The sequence below is a fragment of the Nocardia sp. NPDC004654 genome, assembly GCF_040609595.1.
Lineage (GTDB): Bacteria > Actinomycetota > Actinomycetes > Mycobacteriales > Mycobacteriaceae > Nocardia.
Map to the genome: position 1 here is coordinate 515,411 of NZ_JBEXKI010000004.1, position 21,739 is coordinate 537,149.

6 protein-coding genes are annotated in these 21,739 nt (G+C 69.2%); 2 read left to right on the forward strand and 4 right to left on the reverse strand.

Features of this window, described 5'->3' with window-relative positions:
* Nucleotides 1-31: 31 nt before the first annotated feature.
* A complete protein-coding gene (locus tag ABZV58_RS16690) occupies nt 32-16,600 on the reverse strand; it encodes an amino acid adenylation domain-containing protein (protein WP_355000986.1) in 16,569 nt (5,522 codons plus the stop codon).
* Between the two features lie 220 nt (nt 16,601-16,820).
* Complete coding sequence (locus ABZV58_RS16695; RefSeq protein ID WP_355000987.1) at nt 16,821-17,558, reverse strand: glutamine amidotransferase; 738 nt, start codon at nt 17,556-17,558, stop codon at nt 16,821-16,823.
* Between the two features lie 155 nt (nt 17,559-17,713).
* Between ABZV58_RS16695 and ABZV58_RS16700 the strand changes: the two genes are divergently transcribed.
* Both ABZV58_RS16700 and ABZV58_RS16705 read left to right on the forward strand, forming a co-directional pair.
* Complete coding sequence (locus tag ABZV58_RS16700) at nt 17,714-17,920, forward strand: hypothetical protein (protein WP_355000988.1); 207 nt, start codon at nt 17,714-17,716, stop codon at nt 17,918-17,920.
* A gap of 194 nt (nt 17,921-18,114) precedes the next feature.
* Nucleotides 18,115-18,999, forward strand: a complete 885-nt coding sequence (locus tag ABZV58_RS16705) for a bile acid:sodium symporter family protein (RefSeq protein WP_355000989.1) — start codon at nt 18,115-18,117, stop codon at nt 18,997-18,999.
* 354 nt (nt 19,000-19,353) lie between these two features.
* Here the strand turns inward: ABZV58_RS16705 and ABZV58_RS16710 are convergent, their stop codons facing one another.
* Both ABZV58_RS16710 and ABZV58_RS16715 read right to left on the reverse strand, forming a co-directional pair.
* A complete protein-coding gene (locus tag ABZV58_RS16710) occupies nt 19,354-19,512 on the reverse strand; it encodes a hypothetical protein (protein WP_355000990.1) in 159 nt (52 codons plus the stop codon).
* A gap of 61 nt (nt 19,513-19,573) precedes the next feature.
* Nucleotides 19,574-21,604, reverse strand: coding sequence for a TerD family protein (locus ABZV58_RS16715; protein ID WP_355000991.1), 2,031 nt, complete (start codon nt 21,602-21,604; stop codon nt 19,574-19,576).
* Nucleotides 21,605-21,739 lie beyond the last annotated feature (135 nt).

The window sequence follows — 21,739 nt, forward strand, 5'->3', positions numbered from 1 at the left end:
TGCACACTATGCCGATCCCGCCGAACAGGCCTCACAACCAGGTACGCAGGACCTCCGCGATTTGCCGGAGAGCCGAGTCGGTGGTCATTCGCCAGTGCGTGGTGTCCACCGGGTGGTTCCGCACGGGGCCGGTGACCGCGGCCGTCCAGGTCGACGCACCGGCGGAGCCCGTCGGATCACCCTCAGCGGCAGTGAAATACACCAACGGTCCATCGAAAGCGCGTGGGTGATAGGCCGCGTCGAGGTCGATCGAAGCAACCGCGGAGTCCACGACTCGTTGGATCCGCTCGGCTCCGAAGGATGCGAACGGCTCCGGCAGCGCGCTCAATCTCTGGGCCAGTTCCGACAACTCCACCGTCCCGTCCAAGCCGAATTCCGCGACTCGATCGCCGAGCAGTCCACCGAGCACTTCCGGCACCGAGACGGCGGCGTCGGAATCAGCGGTGGAACGCAGATGGCTGTCCATCATGCCCAGCAGCGCCACCTTTTCGCCCTCTTCTTGGAGCTGAACGGCCATGGCGTGCGCGAGCACACCGCCGAGCGACCAGCCGAGCAGGTGGTACGGCCCCTCCGGTTGCACGGAGCGCACGTGCTCGACGTAGAGCCGCGCCCAGTCCTCGATCGAATCCGGAAGCGGTTCGTCCGAACTCAGGGCGGGCGACTGAAGGCCGTAAATCGGCCGGTCCGTGTCGAGGTGCGCGGCGAGCCCGGCGAAGGACCAGGAGATGCCACCGATCGGGTGGACGCAGAACAGCGGCTCGGCGGACCCGGAGGTGCGCAGCGGGAGCAGCACGTCGAATGCCGCTGCCGCGCTTCCGGCGCCCTCCGCGCGGAGCTGGGCGACGATGCCCGCCGGGGTCGGCGTGGTGAAGACCCACGCCACCGGAATCGTCTCGGCCACCGCCTCGCTCAACCGCGCCGACAACTTGGTCGCGATCAGCGAGTTGCCGCCGAGCTCGAAGAAGTTGTCGTCCAGGCCGATTCGATCGAGGCACAGGACTTCCGCGAACACCGCGCAAACGGCGGTCTCCAGCGCCGTCGACGGAGCGCGGTAAGCGCCGACAGCGAATTCCGGTTCGGGCAGCGCCGCGCGGTCGAGTTTGCCGGACGAGGTGAGCGGGATCTCGTCGAGGACCACGATCGCCGCGGGCACCATGTGCGACGGCAGCGTCCGCGCGGCCCACTCGATCAAAAGACCGGAGTCCAGACCGAGTACACCCATCACATACGACACCAAAATGGTTGCCCCGGCCGCGTTCTCCCTGCCGATCGTGACGGCGAAGTCCACCTCCGGGTGCTCGACGAGTACGGCGTCGATCTCGCCGAGCTCGATGCGGAACCCACGAATCTTCACCTGGAAGTCGGTGCGGCCCAGGCACTCCAACTCCCCCGCCACGTTCCACGCCACGAGGTCGCCCGTGCGGTACATCCGTGTGCCCGCGTCGAAGGGGTTCGCCACGAATCGCTCCGCGGTCAGGTCCAGCCTGCCGAAGTAGCCGCGGGCCAACTGCACACCCGCCAAATACAGCTCACCGGGGACACCGACCGGCACCGGCCGCAGCCGCGAATCCAGGACGTACACCTGACTGTTCCAGACCGGGACGCCGATCGGCACCGCCACCTCGTCGGCCGATCGCACCGGGTGACTGGTGATCGACACGGCAGCCTCGGTCGGGCCGTACACATTGAACAGCGCTGTACCCGGCGCGGCCAGCGCGAACCGGCGCGCCAGCGCGGCGGGCAGCGCCTCACCGATGGCGAACACCCGGCGCAGGGAATCCGGCAGGCGACCCGTCAGCAAGGCCTCCAGTTTGGACGGCACGGTGTGCAGCGTCGTCACACCCTCGCGCGCCATGAGGTCGTTCATATACGCCGGGTCCCGATGGCCGTCCGGTGCGGCGATCACCAACCGGCCGCCGCCCGCCGCGGGCGACCAGAACTCCCACACCGACACGTCGAACGTCGACGCCGTGTTCAACAGCACGACGTCGTCGGCGCACAGATCGAATTCCGCTGTCTTCCAGAGCAACTGATTCACGATCGCGCCGTGCGACACCGCGACGCCCTTCGGGCGACCGGTGGAACCCGAGGTGAAGATCACGTACGCGGTGTGCTCGGCGCGCAACGGCGCGAGGCGATCCAGGTCGGTGAGCACCGACGAGTCCACCGCCGAGAGGTCCAGCCGATCCAGGCGCACCACCGGCGCGGCGGACGTGGTGAAATCCGCGTCGGCGTCGGTCAGCACGCAGACCGGCGCCGCCGTCTCGAGGATGTACTCGGTCCGCTGCGCGGGCTGATCCGGATCCACCGGCACGTACGCACCGCCTGCCTTGCTCACCGCGTACATCGCGACAACCAGATCCACCGACCGCCGAAGGGCCAGCGCTACCCGCGACTCCGGCGCGACGCCCAGCGAAATCAGATAGCGCGCAAGGCAGTTCACGCGCGCATCCAACTCCGCGTAGCTCGTGGGAGCGCCGTCCGCGGCGATCAGCGCTACCGACTCCGGCGCGGCGGCGACGGCCGCGTCCAGCAGGGACACCAGCGTGGCGCTCGTATCCACCCGGTGCGCGGTGTCGTTCCAGGTCGCGAGAATTCGAGTGCTCTCGTCGGGCGCGAGCAGATCGATCGCACCCACCGGCACCGTCGCTTCGGCGGCCACCGCGTCCAGCACCCGGACGAACCGGTCCGCGAAGCCGCGCACCGTCGACTCGTCGAACAGGTCGGCGGCGTAGGTGAAGACGCCGCCGATACCGGCGGGCGCGCCCGCCGCGTCGTAGCTGTCGGCGACGATGACATGCAGATCGAACTGCGCCAGCTGCCGATCCGTCTCCCACGCGGCGATCGTCAAGCCCGGCAGTTCCATGCTGGCCTTGGCCAGGTTCTGGAACGACAGACCCACCTGGAACAGCGGATGCCGTGCCGTCGACCGCGCCGGATTCAGCACCTCGACCAGGCGCTCGAACGGGATGTCGGCGTGGGCGAAGGCCTGGAGGTCGGTGTCGCGCTGCCGCGCGAGCAATTCCGTGAAGGTCGCGTCCGGATCCACCCTCGTGCGGAACACCAGGGTGTTGACGAACATGCCGATCAGATCGTCCAGCACCTCCTCGCCGCGACCCGCCACGGGGGTGCCGATCGCGATGTCGTCGGTGCCCGACAGCCGGGCGAGCAGCACCGCGAGCGCGGTGTGCACGACCATGAACAGGGTCGCGCCGTTCGCACGGGCCAGCTCCGCCAGCGCCGCGTGGGTGGGGGCCTCGATGCGCAGCGGTACCCGCCCACCCACGAACGACTGCACCGCGGGCCGCGGCCGGTCCCTCGGCAGCTCCAGCTGATCCGGAAGATCGGCGAGCGCCTGTCGCCAGTAGGCGATCTGCTCGTTCGCCATCGATCCCGGCTGATCCTCGCTACCGAGCAGCGCGCGCTGCCACAGCGCGTAATCCGCGTACTGCACGGGCAGCGGTGCCCACGCCGGAGCCTGCCCCACCGAGCGGGCCGCGTACGCCGCCGCCAGGTCACGGGTCAGCGGACCGCCCGAGAAGCCGTCGCCCGCGATGTGGTGCACGACCATGGCGAGAACGAATTCGCGATCAGCCCGGAACAGGGCGGCGCGGACCGGCACCTCGGCGGTGACGTCGAATCCGGTCGAAAGAAGTTCCACCACAACGGATTCGACGTCGTCCACGTCGCTTACGCGCAGCTCCGGCACATCGGGATGTTCGGGAGGCAGGACGACCTGCACCGGACCGTCCTCGAACTGCGGGTACACCGTGCGCAGAATCTCGTGCCGCGCGACGAGCTCGGTGAACGCCCGCCGCATCGCGTCGATGTCGAGCTCACCGGTCAGCCGGATCGCGACCGGGATGTTGTAGGCGGCCGATCCGGTGTCGAACCGGTTGAGGAACCACATGCGCTGCTGCGCGGGCGAGAGCGGAATGCGTTCCGGCCGTGGCCCCGCCACCAAGGCGGGACGACCGCCCCCGGTGAGCTTCGCGAGCTCGCGCGCGCAACCCGCGACGGTGGGCGCGGCGAACAGCAGACGCACCGGGACCCTGGCGTTCACCGCCGCGCCGAGGCGCGCGGTCACCCGGGTGGCCAGCAGCGAGTTGCCGCCGAGCTCGAAGAAGTGGTCGTCGGCGCCGATCCGCTCGATGCCGAGCACCTCGGCGTAGACCTCGGCGACGATCCGCTCCGACACCGTGGACGGCTCCCGGTAGGTGCGCGCCGCGAACTCCGGTTCCGGAAGGGCGTTTCGGTCGAGCTTGCCGCCCGCGGTCAGCGGGATCTCGTCGAGCACGACGATCGCCGCTGGCACCATGTGCGACGGCAGTGCCCGCGCTGCCCACGACGTCAGTCGGTCGGGATCGACGCGACCGGTCACGTACGACACCAAAGCGACTGCGCCGTTGGGGTTCTCGCGTCCGACGGTCACCGAGTAGTCGACCTCGGGGTGCCCGGAGAGCACCGCGTCGATCTCCCCCAGTTCGATACGGAAGCCGCGGATCTTCACCTGGAAGTCCGTGCGACCAAGGCACTCCAGTTCCCCGCCGTTCGATTCGGTCTCCGGCACCCACCGGACGAGATCGCCGGTCCGATACATCCGCTCGCCGGGCATCCAGGGGTTCGCGACGAAACGTTCCGCCGTGACACCGGCGCGGCCGTGATAGCCGCGTGCGAGCGCCGGGCCCGCCAGGTACAGCTCACCGGTGACGCCCACGGGCACCGGACGCAGCCGCTCGTCGAGCACCGCCGCCCACACTCCGGGCACCGGACGGCCGATCGTCACCCGCTGTCCCGCAAGCAGAGTCGTATAGGTGGCGCCGATCGTTGCCTCGGTCGGACCGTAGCCGTTGATGAATCGACGTCCCGGCTGCCACTTGGCCAGCAGATCGGGCGTGGTGGCCTCGCCACCGGCGGACACCACCGCCAGGTCGTCCAGGCCGGACGGATCGATCGTGCCGAGCAGCGCGGGCGTGATGATCGTGTGCGTCACCCGCTCCGCGCGCAGCAGTTCGTGCAATTCCGCGCCACCCACGGTGTCCGGCGGCGCGATCACCAGCGTCGCCCCGCTGTAGAAAGCGCTGGACAACTCCTCCACCGACTGGTCGAAGCTGGGCGAACACACGTGCAGCATCCGGTGTTCCGGCGCGAGCCGCAGCATGTCGACCGTGTGGCCGACCAGTCCGCCGAGACCGGCGTGGGTCACCGCGACACCCTTGGGCAGACCCGTCGATCCGGACGTGTAGATCACGTACGCGGGATGCGAAAGACGCAGGGGCGCAAGCCGATCTGCATCGGACAGGGGCGTGGCTGCCTGAGCCGCGCATCCGGCCTGTACGGCGGGATCGTCGAGGACGAGCCAATCGACCGCATCGGACAGTCCTGTCGCCTGGTCCGCGACGGTGATGCCCAGCGCCGCACCGGAATCGGCGATCATGTACCGAACCCGGTCCACCGGATAGGTCGGGTCGACCGGCAGGTAAGCGCCACCGGCCTTGGCGACCGCCCACACCGCGACCACCAGCTCGTAGGAGCGCCGCATCGCCAGTGCCACCACCGTTTCGGGTGCGACACCGCGCTCGATGAGGACGCGTGCCAGCCGCGAGGACTGGTCGTCGAGTTCACCGTAGGTGTAGCTGCGCCCCGCGTCGCGCACGGCGATCCGGTCCCTGCCGAAACGCACGCCGCGAACCAGTAGCTCGGGCAGCGTGGCGACGTCGACAGGGTCGCCGCCGCCCATTCGGGTCAGCCGCTCGTACTCGTCCGCGACCAGCAGCGGCAGGTCGCCGACGACCGTGTCGGGCCGGTCCGCGATGGCCGTCATGGCCAGGACGAACCTCTCGGCGATCAGCCCCGCGTCGCCGAAACGCGCACGGGCGAAGGACATCTCGCCGTGTCCATCCTCGGTGAACGAGATGGCGAGGTCTCCCACCGCTTCCGGCTGTCCCTCGAAGGACAACGCGACCTGGAACAGCGGATGCCGAGCCGACCGCCCCAGCAGAGCGACCAGCTCGTCGAGCGGAATACCGGCGTACGCGAATCCTTCCAGCTCGACACGGTGCGCGTCCGGCAGGAGGTCGGCGAACCGCGCGCACCGATCGACTCGGGTACGCAACACCACCTCGGCGCGACGACCACCGGGCACGGGTGAGCCGATCGCGATGTCGTCGACGCCGGAAAGACGCGCGAGCACAACAGCCAAAGCCGTGCGCACCACGGACGACCAGGTCACCCCGGCCGTGCCCGCGAGCTCGCGCAGCCCATGCCGCACCTGCTCCGGTACCGAGAACTGCACCAGCCCACGGTCGTTCGACGGCACAGCGGGCCGCTCGCCCGGCAGCTCCAGCTCGGGCAGCCCCGCCAAAGCCGTCCGCCAGTAGCGGGATCGGGTGATCGTGTCGTCCGATTCGACGTCGAGCAGCAGCACGGTCTCGGCGGCGGTCCGGTCCGGCGTCGCGACGAGCTCGCCTAGGGCGCGCTGAAGCCGATCGGCGACGGCTCCCGCCGTCTCGTCGGCGACCAAGTCGCGCCGGTACTTCACCTGCACCAGTGTTCGGCTGCCGAGGAAGACCAGCACGGTGATCGGATAGTGCGTGTAATCGCCGCCGCCCAAGCCTTCGACCCGCAATCCGTCGAGCGCGCCGCTCGCCTGCCGCAGGCCCTCGACATCGACCGGGTACGACTCGAAGACCAGCATCGTGTCGAACAGCTCGCCCTGACCCGCGACGCGCTGAATGGCGCCGAGCCCGAAGTGGTGGTGGTCCAACAGCGAGACCTGCTCGGCCTGTACGCCTTCGACCAGTGCCCGGACCGTCGTGCCGTGATCGAACCGGATGCGCACCGGGATCGCGTCGACGAACAGGCCGATCATCTCGCCGATGCCGTCGAGTTGCGGCGGTCGCCCGGAGATGGTGGCGCCGAAGACGACGTCGTCGCGTCCGGTGCCCGCCGCGATCACCAGACCCCACGCGGCTTGGAGCACCGTGTTGGCGGTGACCTCGGCCGCCGACGCGAACGCGGTCAGCGCGGCGGTCTCCTCGGTCGACAGCTCGAATTCGCGCAGGCCGAACCCGCCACCCGTCGGCGCGGGCCAGGTGAGCTCGGGCGCGAGCATGGTCGGGGCGACGCCCGCCAGCACCTCCGACCAGGCCCGCTCCGCGACGCAGCGGTCCTGCTGCGAAAGCCACCGCAGGTAGTCGCGATAGGGCCGGACCGGCGGCAGCGGCGACGCGTCGCCACCGGTCGCGTACAGGACGAGCAGTTCCTTCATCAGCAGCGGCATCGACCAGCCGTCGAGCAGGATGTGATGACCGGTCAGCACGAGGTGGTTGCGGCCGGAATCGGTGCTGTACAGCGTGAATCGCAGCAGCGGAGCCACGGCCGGATCGAATTCGGTGCGCTGCTCGGCGGCCAGCAGGCCGGGCAGGTCGGCGTCGGCGACGCCGTCGATGATGCGCCAAGGCATGTCGAGGTCGTCCACCACCAGCTGCACCGGCGTCCCGTCGGCCGCGGTGACGAAGGCGGAGCGCAGGTTCGCGTGCCGGTCCAGAATGGTCTGCGCGGCCCTGCGCAAGCGGTTCGTGTCCAGTTCGCCCGTCAGCTCGGCCGCCAACTGGATGATGTAGGCGTCGACCGACCCGGCCAGCAGTTCGATGAGCACCAGGAGCGAGGACTGTAGCGGCGAGAGCGGCAACACGTCCGACAGGCCGGGGTAGTCCCGGCGCCAGCGGTCGAGATCGATCTGCGAGACGCGCACCAGTGGCACATCCGAGGGCGTCAATCCGCCTGCGGCCGGGTGCTTCACGTGGTCGGCGACGGCGGTCAGCGCGGCCGTCCAGTCGTCGGCCAGCTCCCGCACCGCCGCCTCGTCGAGGATGCCGCTCGCGTAGCGGAAGCTCGCCTGCATGCGCGGGCCGGTCGCGGTGTCGGCCACGATCGCGTTGATGTCGATCACCACGCTGACCGGCAGGGCCGGATCGTGTTCGACGTCGATCTCGCCGAGATCGGCTGTCGGCAACCAGCTTCCGTCGGTCTGGTCGACCTGGCCGCCCGCCGAAGCGCGGCCGAGGTAGTTGAAGCCGATCTGGCCCATCGCACCGGCGAGCAGCTCGGCGGTGTCCGGGTTCAGATGGCGCAGCATGCCGAAGCCGATGCCCTTGTCCGGCACCGCGAGCAGTTGCTCCTTGACCGATTTCAGGACATCGGCCAGTACCGCGCCGTCGGTGAGCGCGTGCGCGGTGTCGATGTCCGACAGGTCGATCGCGACCGGGTGGACGCTGGTGAACCAGCCGAGGGTGCGCGTGAGATCCGCTCCAGGAACGACGGTTTCCGCACGTCCGTGGCCCTCGAGGCGAATGCGGGTCGTCGGGGAGTCGACACCGCGCCGCGCACGCCACGCGCGCACAGCCAGCGCCAGCGCGGCGAGCAGGCCGTCGTTGACGCCGCCGCGATACAGGGCGGGCAGCGTCGTCAGCAGCGCCTCGGTGACCTCGACGGGGACCCGCACCGTGATCGACCGCATCGTCGGCTCGGTGTCGAGCGCGCAATCGACGGCGCGCGCGCCGAGCAACGGATCCGGCGTGGCCAGTACCCGTTGCCAGTGGCCTACCTCGGCGGCCCGCTCCGGGCGGGTGGCGGCGTCGGAAAGTCCGTGCGCCCAGCGCCGGAACGAGGTGCCGACCGCGGGCAGTGCGATCTCCTGCCCCGCCGCGCGCTGCGCCCAGGCCAGCACCAGATCGGGAATCAAGATGCGCCACGACACCCCGTCGATGACGTAGTGGTGCGCCGCGACCGCGAGCACGTCGCGCGCGCCGGACCTGCGCAACCAGGTGAAGGCGATCATTCTCGCGGCCGCCGGATCCAGCGCGGCCATCGCCGAAGCCATCGCCGCGCTGCCGATTCGGGTCAACTCGGCATCTTCGACGACGGGTACGTCGACCTCGGTCACCAATGCGTCGGCATCGACCGCATCACTCGGCAGCGCCTCGAACCGCCACCGGCCACCGTCCTGCCACACGCGGGAACGCAGCACATCGTGCCGGTCCAGCACCGCCGCGATGGTCGCGACGATTCCGGCGCGATCGATGCCCTCGGGCAGCGCCAGCACCGCGGTCTGGGCGAACCGGTCGCAGGAGCCGTTGGCGAGGAATTCGGCGAGCACCGGCGTCAGCGGAATCTCACCGACACCGCCGCCGGGCAACTCCGCCAACACCAGTGGCGAAGCATCGCCGCCGACGGTCGCGACGCGCGCCAGCCCCGCGACGGTCCGGTGTTCGAAGACGTCGCGCGCGGTGAAGACGATCCCGGCCGCCTTGGCCCGCGACACCAACTGGATCGACATGATGCTGTCGCCGCCGATCGCGAAGAAGGAATCGTTCACCCCGACCGTCGCGACACCGAGCACCTGGGCGAACAGTTCGGCCAGCCGCGCTTCGACAGGGCTCGACGGCGCGCGGGTGGGCGTCGACTCGAAAATGGGTTCCGGCAGCGCCTTTCGATCCAGCTTGCCGTTGGTGGTCAACGGCACTTCGTCCAGGACGACGATCGCGGACGGCACCATGTGCGCAGGGAGAATCGTTTCCGCGTGCTCGGTGAGCCGCGCCGTGTCCACCGTGCGGCCCGGCGCCGCGAGCACATACGACACGAGCGCCGTCGATCCCGACGCCATCTTCCGTCCGACGGTGACCGCGAACTCGACGTCGTCGTGTCCGCCGAGGACCGCGTCGACCTCGCCGAGTTCGATCCGCAGACCGCGCACCTTGACCTGGGTGTCGACGCGCCCCACGTACTCGAGCTCCCAGTGCGCCGAGGGCGATGCGGCATGCCAGCGCACGACGTCACCGGTGCGGTACATCCGCGCGCCGGGAGCGCCCCACGGGTTGGCGACGAAACGCTCGGCGGTCAGCCCCGCGCGGTTCCGATAGCCGCGGGCCAGTCCGCCGCCCGCCAGATACAGCTCCCCCGCGACACCCGGCGGCACCGGGTTCAGCCGCGCGTCCAACACCAGCGCGGACATGCCGTGCAACGGCGAACCGATCGTCACGCGCTGTCCTGCGGTGAGTTCCGCGTACGACGCGGCGATGGTCGCCTCGGTCGGACCGTAGGCGTTGAGGTAGCGGCGACCGGGCTGCCACTTCGCCACCAGTTCCGTGGTCGTGATGTCGCCGCCGACGCACAACAGCTCCAGCGCGTCCAACCCCTCCGGATCGACGGTGCCGAGGACCGCCGGGGTGAAGATCGCGTGCGTGACCGCCTCGGTGTGCAGCAGATCGCGGAGCTCCGAGCCGCCGACCACGGTCTGCGGCACGATGACCAGCGTCGCGCCGACGGAGAACGTGCACAGCCACTCGAGCACCGAGGGGTCGAAGCATGGCGAGCAGAGGTGCAGGAATCGGTGGTGTGGCTCCAGCCCGTAGCGGCGAACGGACTCCTCGCGCAGGGCCTCGAGGCCGCCGTGGGTCACGGTGACGCCCTTCGGCACGCCCGTCGAACCCGACGTGTAGATGACATACGCGGGATGCCGCATACGCAGTGGCGCAAGGCGATCCGCGTCGGTCACCCGGTCCGCCGACTGCGCGCGGCAGAGCTCTTCGGTCGCAGGATCGTCGAGTACCAGCCAGTCCACGCCGCCGGGGAGCCGATCGGCGTATTCCGCGACGGTGATGCCGAGCATCGCCCCCGAGTCGGACACCATGTGCCGCACCCGCTCCACGGGATAGCCGGGATCGATCGGCACGTGCGCGCCGCCCGCCTTGGCGATCGCGAGGGCCGCGAGCACCATGTCGGCCGAGCGCGGGAGGGCGACGGCGACGAGACGCTCCGGGCCCACGCCGCGCCGGATCAGCGCCCGCGCCAAACGCGAAGTGCGCTCGTCGAATTCGCCGTAGCCGATGGACCGGCCACGGTAGCGCACCGCGACGCGGTCGCGGCCCAGGTCGACGCCGCGGGTCAGCAGGTCGGGCAGCAGGCCGGTGGCGATGGCGTCGTCGGCGGCGACGCGGGTCAGCAGCGCGTGTTCGTCGGCGTCGAGCAGCGGGAGGTCACCGACGGAAGTCTCCGTTCGGAGCGTCGCGGCCGTCAGTAGCCGGAGGAAGCGCTCGGCGAAGACGCTGATGGTGTGGGCGTCGAAGAGTGCGCTGGAGAAGGTGAAGTTCGCGGCGATGCCCGCGGCGCGTTCGCTGATATGCAGGGACAGATCGGGTTTCGCTGCCGATGCGTCGACAGTCGATTCGAGATGCGTTCTTGCCGTGTTGTTTTCGGACTCGAGTGGACGGTCGCCCGCCGAGAACATCGTTTGAACCAGCGGATGACGCGCATCCGACCGATCCGGGTTCAGCAATGCCACCAGGCCGTCGAACGGTAGGTCCGCGTGTCGGAATGCCTGTAGGTCTACGTCTTTCGTCTGCGATAGCAGATCCGCGAAGGACATGCCGCCCGGGACTCGGGTGCGCAACACCAGCGTGTTGGCCGATCCGTCGACACCGGGTGTACCGATCGCGATGTCGTCGGTGCCCGATAGTCGGGCCAGCAATACCGCGAAAGCCGCGTGGACGACGGTGAACACCGTCGTGTCCGCCGCACGCGCGACGTGTCGCAGCCGGTCGTGCAGCTCGGCATCGATCTCGAAGTCGACCCGGCCGTCCGCGGCCGTCGGTGCCGCGAGCCGCGGCCGATCCGTGGGGAGGTTCAGTTCCTCCGGCAGCCCGGCGAGCGCGCTGCGCCAGTACCGCGTCTGCGCGATCAGATCGTCGCGCTCATCCAGCGACTCCATCGTCTCCGCCAGCGTGCGCTCGGGCGCCGCGACGAATTCGCCGAGCAGCGAACGCAACCGGTCCGCGAGCGCCCGCGCGGTGGCGGGAGTGACGGCGTCGTTGCGATGCTGCACCTGTAGCCGCAGCTCGGCGCCCAGTTCGACCTGGATCGCCACCGGGTAGTGGGTGAAGTTGACCCCCTGCAGGTCGACGATTTCCAGCCCGTCGATCGTCCCGTACGCCTCACGCAAGCCGTCGGCGTCGACGGGATACGACTCGTACGCCAGGATCGAGTCGAACAACTCCCCCGCTCCGGCGGCGCGCTGAATATCGGCGAGTCCGACGTGGTGTCCTTCGAGCAGCGAAGCCTGTTCGGACTGGAGCTGTTTCAGCAGCTGCCACACCGAGATGTCGGAGTCGAACCGGACCCGAACCGGGATGGTGTTCGCGAAAAGACCCACCATCTCGTCGACGCCGTCGAGCTGCGGCGGACGGCCGGACACCACCGCGCCGAAGACCACGTCCGTGCGCTCGACGCAGGCGGCGAGCACCAGACCCCACGCCGCCTGCACCACCGTGTTCACGGTGACCTCCGCCGCCGAGGCGAACGCCGTCAGCGCGGCCGTCTCGTCCTGCGACAAGTCCGCGGCGCAGTCACCGTAGCCGTCGGCGGGGTGCACCGGCGGCGCGAGGGACGCGGCGAGCATGGTCGGCGTCGTACCGGCCAGCGCGTCGTGCCACGTGCCCAGCGTGGCGTCCCGGTCGTAGCGCGCCAGCCAGGCGAGATAGTCGCGGTACGGCCGAATGCGCGGCAGCGGCGTCGAATCACCGTCTGTCGCGTAGAAGATCAGCAGATCCTTCATCAGCAACGGCATCGACCAGCCGTCCAGCAGGATGTGGTGCGCGGTGAGCACCAGGTGCGTGCGCCCGGAATCGGTGCGGTACACCGTGAATCGCAGCAGCGGCGGCGTCGCCGGGTCGAATCCGAGGCGCTGTTCGGCCGCGAACAGCGTCGCCACGTCGGCGTCGGGTGTGTCGACGACCTGCCACGGCACGTCGAGTCCCTCGCTCACGAACTGAACCGGTGCGCCCTCGGCCGAGGAGCCGAACGCCGAGCGCAAGATCGCGTGCCGATCCAGCATCGCCTGCGCCGCCCTGCGGAGCCGATCGAGATCGATGTCGCCGGACAGCTCCACCGCCAGTTGCAACAGGTAGGGGTCCGCGCCGGGCGAAAGCTGGGTCAGGAAGAGCAATCCGAGTTGCAGGGGCGAGAGCGGCAGCACGTCGACCAGACGCGGCCGCTCCCGCCGCCAGGTGTCGAGCTCCGTTTGGGTGACCCGCACCAGCGGGACGTCCGCCGGTGTCAGCCCGCCCGCGGACGGGTCATGCACGTGCCGGGCGAGCACGCTGAGCGCGGCGACCCAGTATTCGGCCAGCTCCCGGACGGCGGCCTCGTCGAGGATCTCGGACGCGTACGCGAAGGACGCGGACAGCTGCGCGCCGGAGTCGGTGTCGGTGACGAGCGCGTTGATGTCCACCACGGCGGCCGCGGGCATGTCCGGATCGTGCGTGGCGTCGGGGTCGCCCCAGTCGGCGGTCGGCAGCCAGCTCCGGTCGGTCAGCCCCTCCGGCAGATCGCCCGCGGAGATCCGGCCGAGGTAGTTGAAGCCGATCTGGCCGAGCGCACCGCCGAGTTCCCCAGCGGTGTCCGGGTTCAGGTACCGGAGCATGCCGAAGCCGATGCCCTTGTCCGGCACGGCGAGCAGTTGCTCCTTCACCGCCTTGAGCAACGCCGCGGTCGCGTCGCTGCCGCGCCAAGCCGCCTCGGCGTCGACGCCGGACAGATCGAGCGCCACCGGATACATGGTGGTGAACCATCCGACGGTACGGGTCAGATCGGCACCGTCGACGGTGCTTTCCTCGCGGCCGTGTCCCTCGAGCCGCACCCTGGTCGCCGCGGCATCGACACCCCGGTTCGCCCGCCAGGCGCGAGTCGCCAGCGCCAACGCCGCGAGCAGTCCGTCGTTGGCTCCGGCCCGGTACAACTTCGGCAGCTCGGTCAACACCGCATGGGTGACCTCGGCGGGCGCCGCGACGGTGAAGCGCCGCACCGTGTCGGCCGTGTCGACGGCCGGGTCGAGCGCTCGCGCGCCCAACGGCGGATCGGCGATGGCGAGAGTTCGCCGCCAGTAAGGCAATTCGCCGGTGCGTCCCTCGGCGGCCTCGACCAGACCGTGTGCCCACCGCCGGAACGAGGTGCCGACACCCGGCAGGGCGATCCGCTGCCCGGCGGCGCGCTGCGCCCAGGCGGTCACCAAATCCGGAACCAGGATTCGCCAGGACACGCCATCGATGACGTAGTGATGCGCGGCGACGATCAGTGCGTCCCTGCCGTCCGGGCGGGTCAGCCAGGCGAAGGCGATCATCCGTCCCGCCGTGGGGTCCAGCGTGTCCACCGCCGAATCCATTGCGGCGCCGGCCGCTTCACGCAGTGCGTCGATGTCCAGGTTCGCGGCGACGTCGACGCGGGTCAGCAGTGCGTCCACATCCAGCGAGCCGGACGGCAGGGCGTGCAGTCGCCACTGCCCTTCGACGGATCGGATTCGGGCGCGCAGCATGTCGTGGTGATCCAGCACCGCGGCGAGCGTGGCCACCAGGGCCGCCCGATCGATGTGTTCGGGCAGTTCGAGCACCATGTGCTGGGTGAATCGGCCGAACGGCTTGCCGCCGGACAGGTAGGCGGCGAGCACCGGCGTCAGCGGCATCTCACCGACGCCGCCGCCCGGTAGCTCCGTGAGCACGGGCGCGGATTCCCCGCCGAGCACCGCGACCCGCGCCAAACCCGCGACGGTGCGGTGCTCGAACACGTCCTGGGGCGTGAACGAGATTCCCGCCGCCCTGGCCCGCGAGACCAGCTGGATCGACAGGATGCTGTCCCCGCCCGCGGCGAAGAACGAATCCTCCGCGCCGACCCGCCGCACGCCGAGCACCTGCGCGAACAACTCGGCGATCCGGGATTCCACCGGCCCCTCCGGCGCTCGCGAGACCGCCGCCTCGAACACCGGCTCGGGCAATGCCTGCCGGTCGAGTTTTCCGTTGGCGGTCAACGGAATCGCGTCGAGCGCGACGAACGCGGACGGCACCATGTGGCCGGGCAGCGAGGTTCCCGCGAAGCGGGACAGCTTGCCGAAGTCGAGCGAAACACCCTCGCGCGGAAGGACATAGGAGACCAGGACGGTCGCACCGGAGGGTGCGACCTTGCCGAGCGTCGCGGCGTACTCGATATCGGGGTGCGCGGTGAGCGCGGCGTCGATCTCGCCGAGTTCGATGCGGAAACCGCGGATCTTCACCTGGAAATCGGTGCGGCCCAAGTACTCGATGTCGCCGTCGGCGGTGCGGCGCACCAAGTCGCCGGTGCGATACATCCGCGAACCCGGCGTGGCGCCAAAGGGATTGGCCACGAACCGTTCCGCCGTGAGCGCGGGCCGCCCGAGGTAGCCCTGCGCCAGCGCGGGACCGGACAGGTAGAGCTCGCCGGTCACTTCGGCGGGCACCGGACGCAGCCGCGCGTCCAGCACGACCGCGCCGATACCGGGCAGCGCGGCGCCGATGGTGATCGGCTCGCCCTGCGCCAGCGCGGCGCTGCCGGTCGCGAGAATGGTGGCCTCGGTGGGGCCGTAGCCGTTGTAGAAGGACCGTCCCGCGTCCGCCCACCGCGCGACCAACGCGGGACCGAACGCGTCACCCGCGACGACGACGACCCGCAGGTCGACCAGCCCGGCCGGATCCACCGACTCCAGTGCGGCCGGTGTGATCAGCAGGTGCGTGACGCGCTCGCGGCGCAGCAGGTCGGCCAGCTCCAGACCGCCGAACACCGTCGACGGCGACACCACCAGCGTCGCGCCGGACCCGAAGGCGAGCAGCAGCTCGAGCACCGAGACGTCGAAGTTCGGGGAACACACGTGCAGCACCCGGGCGCCGCCGTCCACCCCGTAGCGCTCCCGGACGGCGGTGACCAAGCTCGCCAGACCCGCGTGGGTCACGGCGACGCCCTTCGGCCGACCGGTCGAGCCGGAGGTGTAGATGACGTAGGCGGGATGCTGTTCGGTCAGCGCGCGGACCCGGTCGACGTACGAGATCGGGTGCGCGGGCCGGGCCGCGATCCGCTCCCGATGCGCGGGATCGTCGAGCACGAGCCATTCGATGCCGTCACCGAGGCGCTGGCGGTGCGTCGAGGCGGTGAGGCCGAGCACCGCTCCGGAGTCCGCGACGAGGTAGGCGATGCGGTCCGCGGGCAGTGTCGGATCGACCGGCACATAGGCCGCGCCGGTCTTGGCGATGGACCAGACGGCCAGCACGGACTCGATCGACCGGGTGAAGCCGATGGCGACGACGTCGCCGGGGCCGACGCCGCGCTCGATCAGTTCGCGCGCCAGGCGCGAGGAGGATTCGTCCAGTTCGGTGTAGGTGAGTTCGCGCCGATCGCCGGGCTCGCCGGTCGGGTCATAGCTGATGGCGATCGAGTCGGCCGCGGACTCGACCGCGGCGGTCAGCAGCTGGACGAAAAGCGGGTTACTCGACCTGCGACGAATTCGACCCCGAACAGCACGACGAACTCCATCCATCCGAGTACTACATCCCTCTCGCGTCCAGCCCGCAGGTTTCGTCGAGACCCACGAACCCGGTCGGACGACCCGCCTGGGAGCGGGACAGTGTCTAACAAAGCGAGAAGGAATCGATTCACAGGGGCAACTTCGGCCCCTATCAGACCACAGGTCGCGGCGTGATGAGATGTCAGCCACATTCGCCCAGGCAGGGGCCTGCCCGGGCGATTGCCAGATCTTAGCCACAGCAGCACGTGACCCAGACACCCGGCGGTAGGCAGACCTTCACCGAGAGACCCGCCCATACCTCATCGCGCCGCGACGCGATGACAGCCGGGCTCGTTCGAGACACCTTGTTAAGGTTGTATCAAGATCGCCTGGTGATTGCTTCGGCGAGTTCCGAGGCGGTCTCGCGGCGGGATCACCAGCCGGGAGAGAGGCGAATCACCGCCGGACGAAGTCCCGCCTACTCGACGCGGTATCGGGTGACGAATCGGCGCAGGATCTCCGGCGGGACCGTGATCGATTCGCGATGGCCGAGCTCGGTGAGATAGTCCGCCTCCTCGGGCGCGAAGTACCCCGCATGGCGATAGGCATCGATGCGGATCGCGAGGCCGTTGCCGTCCAGCTCGGGGTGGAACTGGGTCGCGTACACGTGCTGGCCGGTTCGGATCATCTGCACCGGGCAGCCGGACGACCCCGCGAGCAGGGTCGCGCCCGGCGGCACCTCTTGGCAGGCCTCCTTGTGGCCGACGAAGGCGCGGAACGACTGCGGCAGGTCGCGCAGGAGTGGGTCTTCGTCCGCGTGATCGGCCAATTCGATGGTCTGCGCACCCGCGGTCTCGCCGTACCGGTCGCCGCTGACCTTCCCGCCGAGGACGTCCGCGAGCACGCCAAGGCCGTAGCAGGCGCCCAGGTACGGGAAGTCGCGGCCGACGATCTCGGTCATCAACTTCTTCAGGCGGGGCTCGAAGCGCCGCTGGTAGGGATACTTGTCGTCCTCCGGACTGCTGACGTTGCTCGGGCCGCCACCGACGATCACCGCCGAATAGGCGTCGAGCTCGATATGCGGGAACTCCTCGTCCATCTTCACCCGCACCACGTCGTCGGCTTGGAGCTCGCCGGCGCGCAGGATCGCGCGATACTCGTCGTCCGCCGCGGCACGCTCGGGCCGCAACTGCAAGAGCAGGCAGGGCTTGGCCATATACCGATTGTGCAAGATCGGTGACCACCGCAGGGGGAGGTCCGCACGGCCCCGAGTTTCGGTGGCCCACCTTTCCACGTCTGTCCGCGCCCTCGGAGCCGTCGATACCGTCTCCGGCGGCGGCCACCCCGTGCCGCCCGAAAGGAACTTTCTCGATGCGTAAGCACCTTCGCGCCGGAATGCTCGTCGGCGCACTTCTGCTGGCTCCGTTGGCCAGCGCTGTCCCGGCCTCGGCCATCCCGCTGGAACCAGCCGCACCCGCGCCGCAGTCGGAGCAGGTCGCGAACCCGGGTTGCCCGGGCGGCGCTCCGCACTGGGACTGCCTGCTGTCGTCGCTCTCGGCGGGCGGTTCGTCCAAGTAGGAATTCGGGCCGCGCCGCTGGCCTTGTCGCGAACCCCTTCCGACCGGTCGGGAGGGGTTCGTCCGTCGACCGGCGTGGCGGGGTCGGCGCGGCCGAATTGGTTGCGACCTAGGTCACAGACCGCTACCCTCCATTCATTCTGAGACGAATTGGTCTCAGATGTGGGCTTCGGCCCGCGAATGCTGAGGAAGAATATGGACTCTCCGCTCGTATCCGTCGGTCTGCCAGTGGCTTTGGCCGTGATCATGTTCGGCCTCGGGCTGTCGCTGACGGTCGCGGACTTCACCCGCATCGCCCGAAACCCGAAGACCGTGGCGATCGCGCTCGCCTGCCAGCTCGTGGTCTTGCCGATCGTCGCCTTCGGATTGGTGCTGTTGTTCGACCTGCCGCCGATCCTCGCGGTCGGCATGATGCTGCTCGCGTCCTCGCCGGGCGGGACCACCGCGAACCTCTTCAGCCATCTGTTCCGCGGCGATGTCGCGCTGAATGTGTCTCTCACCGCGGTCAATTCGATCATCGCGGTGGCCACGGTGCCGCTGGTGACCAACTTCGCCATCGACTACTTCGATCCCGACGAGGGCGCTGGCACGGTCGGCCTGCAATTCGGCAAAGTCGTGCAAGTGTTCGCGATCGTGCTGGTTCCGGTCGCGATCGGGATGGTGGTGCGGCGGCTGTCGAGCGGGTTCGCCGACCGGATGGATCGGCCGGTGCGCATCGGCTCGGCGCTGACATTGATGCTGGTGGTCGTCGGCACCATGGTCGCCGAGCGCGACAACCTGGTCGACTACGCCGTCGACGTCGGCGCGGTCACCACCCTGTTCTGCCTCGTCAGCCTGACCGCGGGCTACTTCCTCCCCCGTTGGCTCGGCGTCTCCGACCGCCAAGCCATCGCCTGCTCGATGGAAGTGGGCATCCACAACAGCACCATCGCGATCACCATCGCCATCAGCGTCCTGGACAGCACCGAAATGGCCGTCCCCGCAGCGGTTTACGGCGTCCTCATGTTCCCCCTCGCCACCGCCGTCGGCTGGCTCCTCACCCGCCGCCAGCCCCGCCCCGCCCTCGCCGAAACCACCTGAGAGTCCCACGCCCCTCGACCACACCGACCTTGCGCCGGCCGCCGGTCTCCCATCCGGGTGAGGGTCGCGCTGCGTCCACCGAACGGAGAGTCGTCGGCAGAATGACGGCGCAGCGGTCGGCAGAATGACGGCAGATCCGTCGGCAGATCAACGGCTACAGCGTCGGCAGATCGACGGCGCAATAGTCGGCAGAATGACGGCAGACCCATCGGCAGATCGACGGCACGGCCAGTGCGCCGAGGCAGACAACTGCCCTCAACTGTGCTCAGCTCGAGGGGCGTGAGGCGCGGGGCCGCCAGAGTGCGTCCACCGCGAGCCAGCCGACCAGCACAGCTCGGCGGCGGACCAGCGGAGTCAGTCGGTGGTCTCGTCTTCGTTCGTCCGCGCGGCGGACAGCCGGATCACGCCCGCGTCCAGATCCACGGCGACGCGCGGCTCGTGCAGCTGCCCGTCGCTGTCCTCACTGCCCTCGTCGTTCAGCTTGTTGCCGAACAGCTCGCCGATGATGCCCACGCCTCCACGATAGCCGCGCGTCCCCACACCCGACGGCGCTGTCGTTCCGAGGCCAGACGCATCACTCTGGGGATACTGCGGCCTCGGACTGCATTTGCTCCGGCTGTTTGGGTGCGGCGGGCACCCATCCGCGCAACGGCTGCACCACCGACCCGTAGAACGCGTCGGTCGCCGAGGTGACGCTGGAGATGAAACTGGCCGCGGTACCGGCTCGCCGGTTGCCCATCGGGAAGGTCTGCTCCAACGAGAACGACACGATCGAACCCGAACGACCGTCGGTCAGCGCTTTCGGATTCGCGCGCACCGTCGCGAGGTGCTCGCAGGCCTCGTTGCCGCGCTCCGAGAACACGGCCTCGACCTGCACGTCGCCGGGGGCATCCTCCAGTTGCCTGATCAACCACGACATGCGGCGACCGGACGACCCCTCGTTCGGCGCGTCGAGAACCGTGCGGCAGCGAACCTTGTTCGTGCGTACGTCGGCGATGACGACCAGATCTCCCGCGGTATCAGGGATGCGCAGCACGGCTTCGAACGTGCCGTCCGCCGCGAGCCGCTCCGCGACAGCGGCGTTGCGGGCGGCCGGATCCGCGCGGTGACGCCGGGGCAGGACGTGCTTGACCGTGACGCCGAGTTCGGCGGTCAATCGCAGGGCGAGGTGCCGCGACAACGACACCCACGTGTCCGCGACCGTCAAGGCCTTCTGATCACCCGCGCGCAAAGTACCCGCCGTCACCGAATCCCGAACCGCCACCCAGTGCCGACCCATGTCGACGAACTCGGTCGCCCCTGAGCGCGGGTGGTCGAGATAGCGCAAGAACTCACCGAGCAGCCAGGCCTGCAACTCGTTGTCGATGCCGCCGTGCGAGAGCAACATTCGGGCTTCGTGCGCCACTTCCGCCCAAGACAGGTGCCGTAAGGCCACTTTGGCCAGCTTGCGGCGGTCGACCTCGACCGGGAGTTCACCCGGGCTTGCAGGGACGTCGTTCGACAAGCTGACTACCGCGTCGTACTTCTTTTTGCGCGCCACATCCAGGTAGCTCTCGAGCTGATCACGTTTGAGCTTGCCGTTTCCGGTCTTGACCTCGAGTAGTCCGGTCCACACCCGACTACCTCGCGACACCTTCAGGACGGCGTCCGGTATCACCTTCGATTCACCGCGTTCGTATTGCACCTCGACGTACCCCTCGAACGCGCCGACCGGGGCGCCCATCCTGGCGCACACCGCGCGTGCGAACGGCCGGACAGCCTGCATCGTACCGATCAGTGCCGATGTGGCGCGGCGCTCCTGCTCCTCCCCCGCGCCGACACCGACCACCGAGAACAGTCGAGCCGGTTGCCAGGTGTCGAGCTCAGCGAGCTTGAACTCGAGGGGCTTGGCCTTCTTCAACGCCCGTTTAGCCGTTCTTACACCTCGACCCCTTCCGCTGGTCCGGGCTCCTGCTGCGGGTGCCTGCTGCGGCTGGCCCCCGGGCTCAGCGGAAACTGGTTCGACGGGCATGGCAGTTTCCGGCTCGCTCGCCGGTGCGGCATCCAGTTCGGCGTCGCCCGTTTCGGGTTCGGCGTCATCGACGTCGACACCGAAGTCCTTGGCCAGACCCGCCAGTCCCGACTCCCACCCCTGCCCGACAGCGCGGACCTTCCACTCGCCGCCGCGGCGGTAGATCTCGCCGAAGACGAAGGCCGACTCCATGGTCGCGTCCGCAGTCACATACTCCGCCAGCGACAATCCGGCAGCGTCGACCACCCGGAGAGCGAGTTTGCCGAGATCCCCGAACGTCCCGATGCCGACGCTGCCCGCGAGCGCAACCGTGTGGACGTTGACCGGCACAGCCGACAGATCGATCGCGATCCGAGCCTGCGCCCCCTCCTCGGTCGCACTGGTACCGAGGAACCGGACCGACCCATCGGTCGACTCCGGTTGGTTGTAGAAGATGAAGTCGGCATCGGAACCGACCCGTCGGTCGGCTCCGAGCAATAGCGCGGACGCATCGACTTCGATCTCCGATTCGGTCCATCCGATCACGACATCGATGCGATCGACATCGTCTGGCAGCGGAACGTTCTGGCCCTTCGACAGCATCGGAGAAGTCACAGCTGACAGCCCCTTCCTGATCGCAACATTCATGACAGGCAACCGGGTTCAGCTGATTCGGATACCGACCCCATTGCTTCGCACCGCAATCCAGCGGCGCCGCAGAGCTATTCGACCGGAAGCGATCAGTTGTTA

What these genes read in the sequence shown, in the direction of transcription:
- ABZV58_RS16705 (WP_355000989.1), top strand. Translation starts at nt 18,115, where the DNA reads ATGGACTCTCCGCTCGTATCCGTCGGTCTGCCAGTGGCTTTGGCCGTG.
- ABZV58_RS16695 (WP_355000987.1), bottom strand. Translation starts at nt 17,558, where the DNA reads ATGGCCAAGCCCTGCCTGCTCTTGCAGTTGCGGCCCGAGCGTGCCGCG.
- ABZV58_RS16700 (WP_355000988.1), top strand. Translation starts at nt 17,714, where the DNA reads ATGCGTAAGCACCTTCGCGCCGGAATGCTCGTCGGCGCACTTCTGCTG.